Here is a 4,757-nt window from a genome sequence, read left to right as displayed (position 1 = left end):
GGCCGAATTCGGCGGTGTCGCCGGCACACCCCTCGTGCGGATTTCCTGAGCCGTGGGCACGCAGTATAAGAAGTTCGAGGCCCATGCCAGCGGCGGTCCGCGCATCCGCGAGATCCCGATGCGCATGGTGCTGCCCAACCTCGTCACCGTGCTTGCCATCTGCGCCGGTCTGTCGGGCATCCGCTTCGGCTTCGAAGGCCGCTTCGAGCCGGCCGTGGTGATGGTGCTGCTGGCCGCTTTCCTCGACGGCATTGATGGCCGCTTGGCGCGGATGCTGAAGGCAACCTCCAAATTCGGCGCCCAGATGGATTCGCTGGCCGACATCGTCAATTTCGGCGTCGCCCCGGCTTTGGTGCTTTATGCCTTCCTGCTCGACCGTGCCGGCTCGCCGGGCTGGATTGCGGCCTTGCTGTTCGCCATCGCCTGCGGGCTAAGGCTCGCCCGCTTCAACGTGCTCGACGACGAGAAGGCCGACCGCCCGATATGGCAGTCCGAATATTTCGTCGGCGTGCCGGCGCCGGCTGGTGCTGTGCTGGTGATGCTGCCGCTCTATCTCTATTTCCTGCGCACAGGGCTGGAGCCCAGTCGTCCAGCGGCCTTCGTCGCCACCGGCTTTACCATACTGGTCGCCTTCCTGCTGGTCAGCCGGCTGCCGGTCTATTCCGGCAAGAGCCTGAAAATCCCGGGCGACAGGGTGTTGCCGATCATCCTGGGTGTCGTGCTCTACGTACTGCTGCTGATGACCTACCCCTGGTACACGCTGACCGCTTCGGTTGCCGGCTACCTGATCTTCCTGCCGTTCAGTGTGCGCGCCTATTCGAAACGCGCCAAGCTGGAGGGCGAGAAGGTACCGCCTTCGGATATAGGTTAGAAGGTCGGCGGAAGTGCTTGATCCGACTCAGGCCGCGACGCCGAGCCCCAGCCTGTCGATCGCCAGCTTTCGGGTCGAGACATAGTCGGTCTTGCCCGAACCCAGCACCGGGATTTCCTCGACCTTGACGATGTCGTTGGGCACCATCAGTTCGGCGGCGCCCGCTTGTTTGCCGAATCTGCGCAACTCGTCGGGATTGGCGTCGTCGGCGGTGGTGACCAGCACAATGCGCTCGCCGCGCCTCTTGTCCGGCACCGCTACCGCCGCATGGCGTTCTTCCGGCCACAACGACTGCACCAGCATCTCGACAGCACCCAGCGACACCATCTCGCCGGCGATCTTGGCGAAGCGCTTGGCGCGGCCGCGAATGGTGATGAAGCCTTCGCGGTCGACAGCGACGATGTCGCCGGTGTCGTGCCAGCCCGTCAGCGGCTGCAATTCACCGGGGCGGTCCGATGTCATATAGCCCATCATCAGGTTCGGTCCGTCGAGCCACAATTGGCCGGCATCGGAAATGCCTTCGATCGGCTCAAGCTTCATGCGCATGGCCGGCAGCAGCCGCCCGACGGTACCGTCGCGGCCATGGATTGCCGTGTTGACGGCAACCACCGGCGCCGCCTCTGTCAGCCCGAACCCTTCGATGATCTCGGCCTGGAAGCGTTCGCGATAGACGCGGCGGGTTTCCGGCTTCACCGCCTCGGCGCCGGCAACGACGAAGCGCAGGCTGGAAAAATCGCCGTCCTTGGCGGTACGCGCATAGTTGGCGAGGAACGTGTCGGTGCCGAACATAATGGTCGGTTTCCCCTTGCGCGCAACCTCGGGGATGATCTTGTAGTGCAGCGGCGAGGGGTAGAGGAACAGTTTTACCCCGGTGACCAGCGGCAGGATGGTGCCGCCCGTCAGGCCGAACGAATGGAACACCGGCAGCACGTTGAGCAGGATGTCGGCGGGCGAGATGGTGATGCGCGCCTCAGCCTGCATGGCGTTGGCGTAAAGGTTCTTGTGCGACAGCACGACTGCCTTCGGCGTGCCTTCCGAGCCCGAGGTGAACAGGATCACCGCCGGCTTGGCCGCGTCCTGTCGCTGCAGCGGCCAGCGCCACAGCAAGGCGGCGGCAAGCTTGTCCAGCGCGGTGACGCTCTCCCGCACATCCTCGAGCCAGAGAAGCCTGGCGCCGCCCTTTTCGACCGCCGCGACGATATCGGCAAGGTCGGCCTTCTCGACGAACGCGCGGGACGAAATCACGGTCCTTATCACCGCCGTGCGCACGGCCGCGGTGACGCTCGCCGGCCCGGCCGTGTAGTTGATCATCGCCGCCACCCGGCCGGCCGACAGAAGGCCGGTGAGCGACAGCACGACGCCATTGGCATTGGGCAGCATCACGCCGACTGCCTCGCCCGGAGCCGTTACCGCCTCGAAGCGCCTGCCCAGGACGCGGGCGCCGATGAACAGCTTGCGGTAGCTCAGCGCGCCGGAGATCACGTCCTCGATGATGATATGCGAAGCGCCGACGCGGTCGGCGGCATCGCGCATGGCCAGGAACAGGCCACGATCGAGGTTGGTGCCGAAGAGCCGCGCCTCGGCGACACGGTCGAACAGCGCGTTGGTGTTCGAGGCCTGCTCGGGGTTGCGCGCCACCAACTCAGTGATGGTCATCGGCTCCAGCACGCTGATCGACAGTTGCGGAAACCAGTGTCGTGGCGCCTTGTCCCCAGGCGTCAACGACACCGGCAGGCTGCGCGCGCCGCCGACGAAGATCGGCACGATCTTGGCATCGGCCTGCATGGCGATGCGGGTGACGGCACGAAACAACCGAAACGTCTTGACGTCGGGCTCGACTGCATCCGGCAGATAGACAGCGAGCCGGCCCTTGCCCTTCAGCACCCGCACCAGCCGGCGGCTGACGAAGACATGTTCGGCGTTGAAGGCGATGGTACGGCCAAGCTCGCGCCAAGGTTCGAGCCACGGCGAGCGCGCCGAGACCTCATCGAGAATATGCAGCGTGTCTTCCGGCAGCAGCGACAGCATCAGCGCCGGCTCGAAGCGCGATTGATGAGAGATGACGTAGATGACTGGGGCCTGCGCCTTGCGGGCGATCCTGATGCGGCTGTCTCCGATCCGGTAGGCAAGCTTGAACGGGACATAGAGCAGCGCCTGGGTGAAGCGTAGGCCGAGGCGGAATTTTTCCGCCACGCCAATCAGGAGCCAGGCCAGAACAAGACCCGCAAGCAGCGCCAGTGTCAGGATCATGCCGCGTCTCTCCCAACGTTTTTAGCATCTCGGCTCTTTGCGGCCGTGTCGGCCAGAACCTAGACGATGTGGGAGCAAGGTCAATGCGGAGCTTTTGCTTCCCTTGGTGCGGGAAGCTGCTTCTCACGCCGCCTGCAGCCGTCCACTGATGAAACGAAATTCCTGCGTCTTGCCGCCATAGCCGTAAGCGGCTGCCGGCACTTCATGCACGAAGGCGTAGCTCTCCTCGTGCACGCCGCCCAGCAGACGGCCGAAGGCTGCGAAGATCGCCTTCAGATAGGCCTCCAGCTCAAGCTTGGTGTTGGTGCCGTCGACCACCTTGATATCAAGCCAGAACGTGTTGGTGCCGTGCTCGGCCAGCGACTTGCCGCCGGCGAACCAGTGCTGCGGATCGACATAGGACACGGCAACTGCCGTGATCGTCGGGTCCTTGCGCAGCTGCGTCGCGGTGATTTCTGTGGCCTCCTTTGCGATGCGAGCGGAAAGCGCCGCGTCAGGTTTGCCGGTGACGCTGATGTTGATGATAGGCATTCTTCTTCTCCTTGGCTTGAGCGGCGTCCGATCGCCGTTGAAACAACCATGCCACCACCTTTTAGGCAAAAAAATCGAATTGTTTTTAAATGATACTTCGATAGTATCGAAGTATGGAAACGCTCGATCCCGATCTGCTCCGAACCTTCCTTGCTTTCGTCGACAGCGGCTCGCTGGCCCAGGCGGCTGCAAGCATCGGCCGTTCGCCCTCGGCGGTGGCCGCCCAGATGCAGCGGCTGGAGGAAGTCGTCGGTGAGCCGCTGCTGGCGCCGCAGGGGCGGGGACGTGGTTTGACGCCGGCGGGTGAGGATCTCGTCGGCCACGCCAAGCGCATTCTTGCCGTCCATCGCGAGGCTTGGCTGGCGCTGAAGGGCGCCCGCGCTGCCGGGCGCGTTGCCATCGGCACGACGCAGGATTTTGCCGACAGCGGCCTGCCGGATCTGCTGCGTGCTTTCGCCGGCAGCCATCCGCGCGTCAGGATCGAACTGCGGGTCGGCCGTTCCGCCGAGTTGGCGCAGGCGCTGCAGTCTGGCGGCCTCGATCTGGCGATCGTCATGCGCCAGACGGCAGCGGCGGACGAAGTCGGCGTGCTGCGCGAGCCGATGATATGGCTATGCTCACAAAAGGGGCTGGCCACGCGGCAGGAGGAACTGCCGCTGGCGCTGCTCGATCCATATTGCGTTTTTCGCGAAGCGGCACTTGCCGCACTCGATGCCGCCGGCCGCCGCTACCGCATTGCTGCCGGCAGCGCCAGTCTGGCCGGCCTGCGCACAGCCGTGAACGCCGGTGTCGCACTGACGCTGCGAACGGCTCGCTTTGCCCATTCCGGGATTGTCGAGGCGCCGCGCCAGCTTGGCCTGCCGCAGGTGCCTTTGGCTGAGTTCGCCATCCGGCTGCGCGCCGGTGCCGATGGATCGGCAGCCGATCTGGCGACCCTGCTCAGCGCCAACCTTGCCTTGTCGGGCTGAATGCCCAACGAACCCGACCTTGCGGTCCCAAGTGGCAAAGAAAAAGCCGACCTTGCGGTCGGCAAGCGGCAAAGAAAAAGCCGACCTTACGGTCGGCTTGGAGTAGGACGGGCCGAGGGGTTTGGGGGGACTTGGGG

4 protein-coding genes are annotated in these 4,757 nt (G+C 64.6%); 2 read left to right on the top strand and 2 right to left on the bottom strand.

What is annotated here, in order from left to right; all coding sequences use genetic code 11:
• Positions 1-124 precede the first annotated feature (124 nt).
• Positions 125-871, top strand: coding sequence for a phosphatidylcholine/phosphatidylserine synthase (locus EN969_RS17500; protein WP_224621703.1), 747 nt, complete (start codon positions 125-127; stop codon positions 869-871).
• 27 nt (positions 872-898) lie between these two features.
• Here the strand turns inward: EN969_RS17500 and EN969_RS17495 are convergent, their stop codons facing one another.
• Both EN969_RS17495 and EN969_RS17490 read right to left on the bottom strand, forming a co-directional pair.
• Positions 899-3,121 (bottom strand): AMP-binding protein, encoded by a 2,223-nt coding sequence (locus EN969_RS17495; protein WP_013532541.1) that lies wholly within the window; start codon positions 3,119-3,121, stop codon positions 899-901.
• Positions 3,122-3,244: 123 nt separating this feature from the next.
• The gene (locus EN969_RS17490; RefSeq protein ID WP_013532540.1) at positions 3,245-3,652 is read right to left on the bottom strand and encodes a 4-oxalocrotonate tautomerase family protein; all 408 of its coding nucleotides are present in this window, start codon (positions 3,650-3,652) and stop codon (positions 3,245-3,247) included.
• A 113-nt stretch (positions 3,653-3,765) separates the two neighbouring features.
• Between EN969_RS17490 and EN969_RS17485 the strand changes: the two genes are divergently transcribed.
• A complete protein-coding gene (locus tag EN969_RS17485; protein ID WP_127419269.1) occupies positions 3,766-4,620 on the top strand; it encodes a LysR substrate-binding domain-containing protein in 855 nt (284 codons plus the stop codon).
• Positions 4,621-4,757 lie beyond the last annotated feature (137 nt).

It is taken from the genome of Mesorhizobium sp. M7A.F.Ca.CA.003.01.2.1, assembly GCF_003998945.1.
Classification (GTDB): domain Bacteria; phylum Pseudomonadota; class Alphaproteobacteria; order Rhizobiales; family Rhizobiaceae; genus Mesorhizobium; species Mesorhizobium ciceri.
The sequence above is the reverse complement of the archived record's forward strand: the minus strand, read 5'-3'. Positions and strand labels throughout refer to the sequence as shown.

Bases quoted from the DNA above. Each gene is read 5' to 3' on its own strand.
- EN969_RS17500 (WP_224621703.1), top strand. From the start codon at position 125: ATGGTGCTGCCCAACCTCGTCACCGTGCTTGCCATCTGCGCCGGTCTG.
- EN969_RS17495 (WP_013532541.1), bottom strand. From the start codon at position 3,121: ATGATCCTGACACTGGCGCTGCTTGCGGGTCTTGTTCTGGCCTGGCTC.
- EN969_RS17490 (WP_013532540.1), bottom strand. From the start codon at position 3,652: ATGCCTATCATCAACATCAGCGTCACCGGCAAACCTGACGCGGCGCTT.
- EN969_RS17485 (WP_127419269.1), top strand. From the start codon at position 3,766: ATGGAAACGCTCGATCCCGATCTGCTCCGAACCTTCCTTGCTTTCGTC.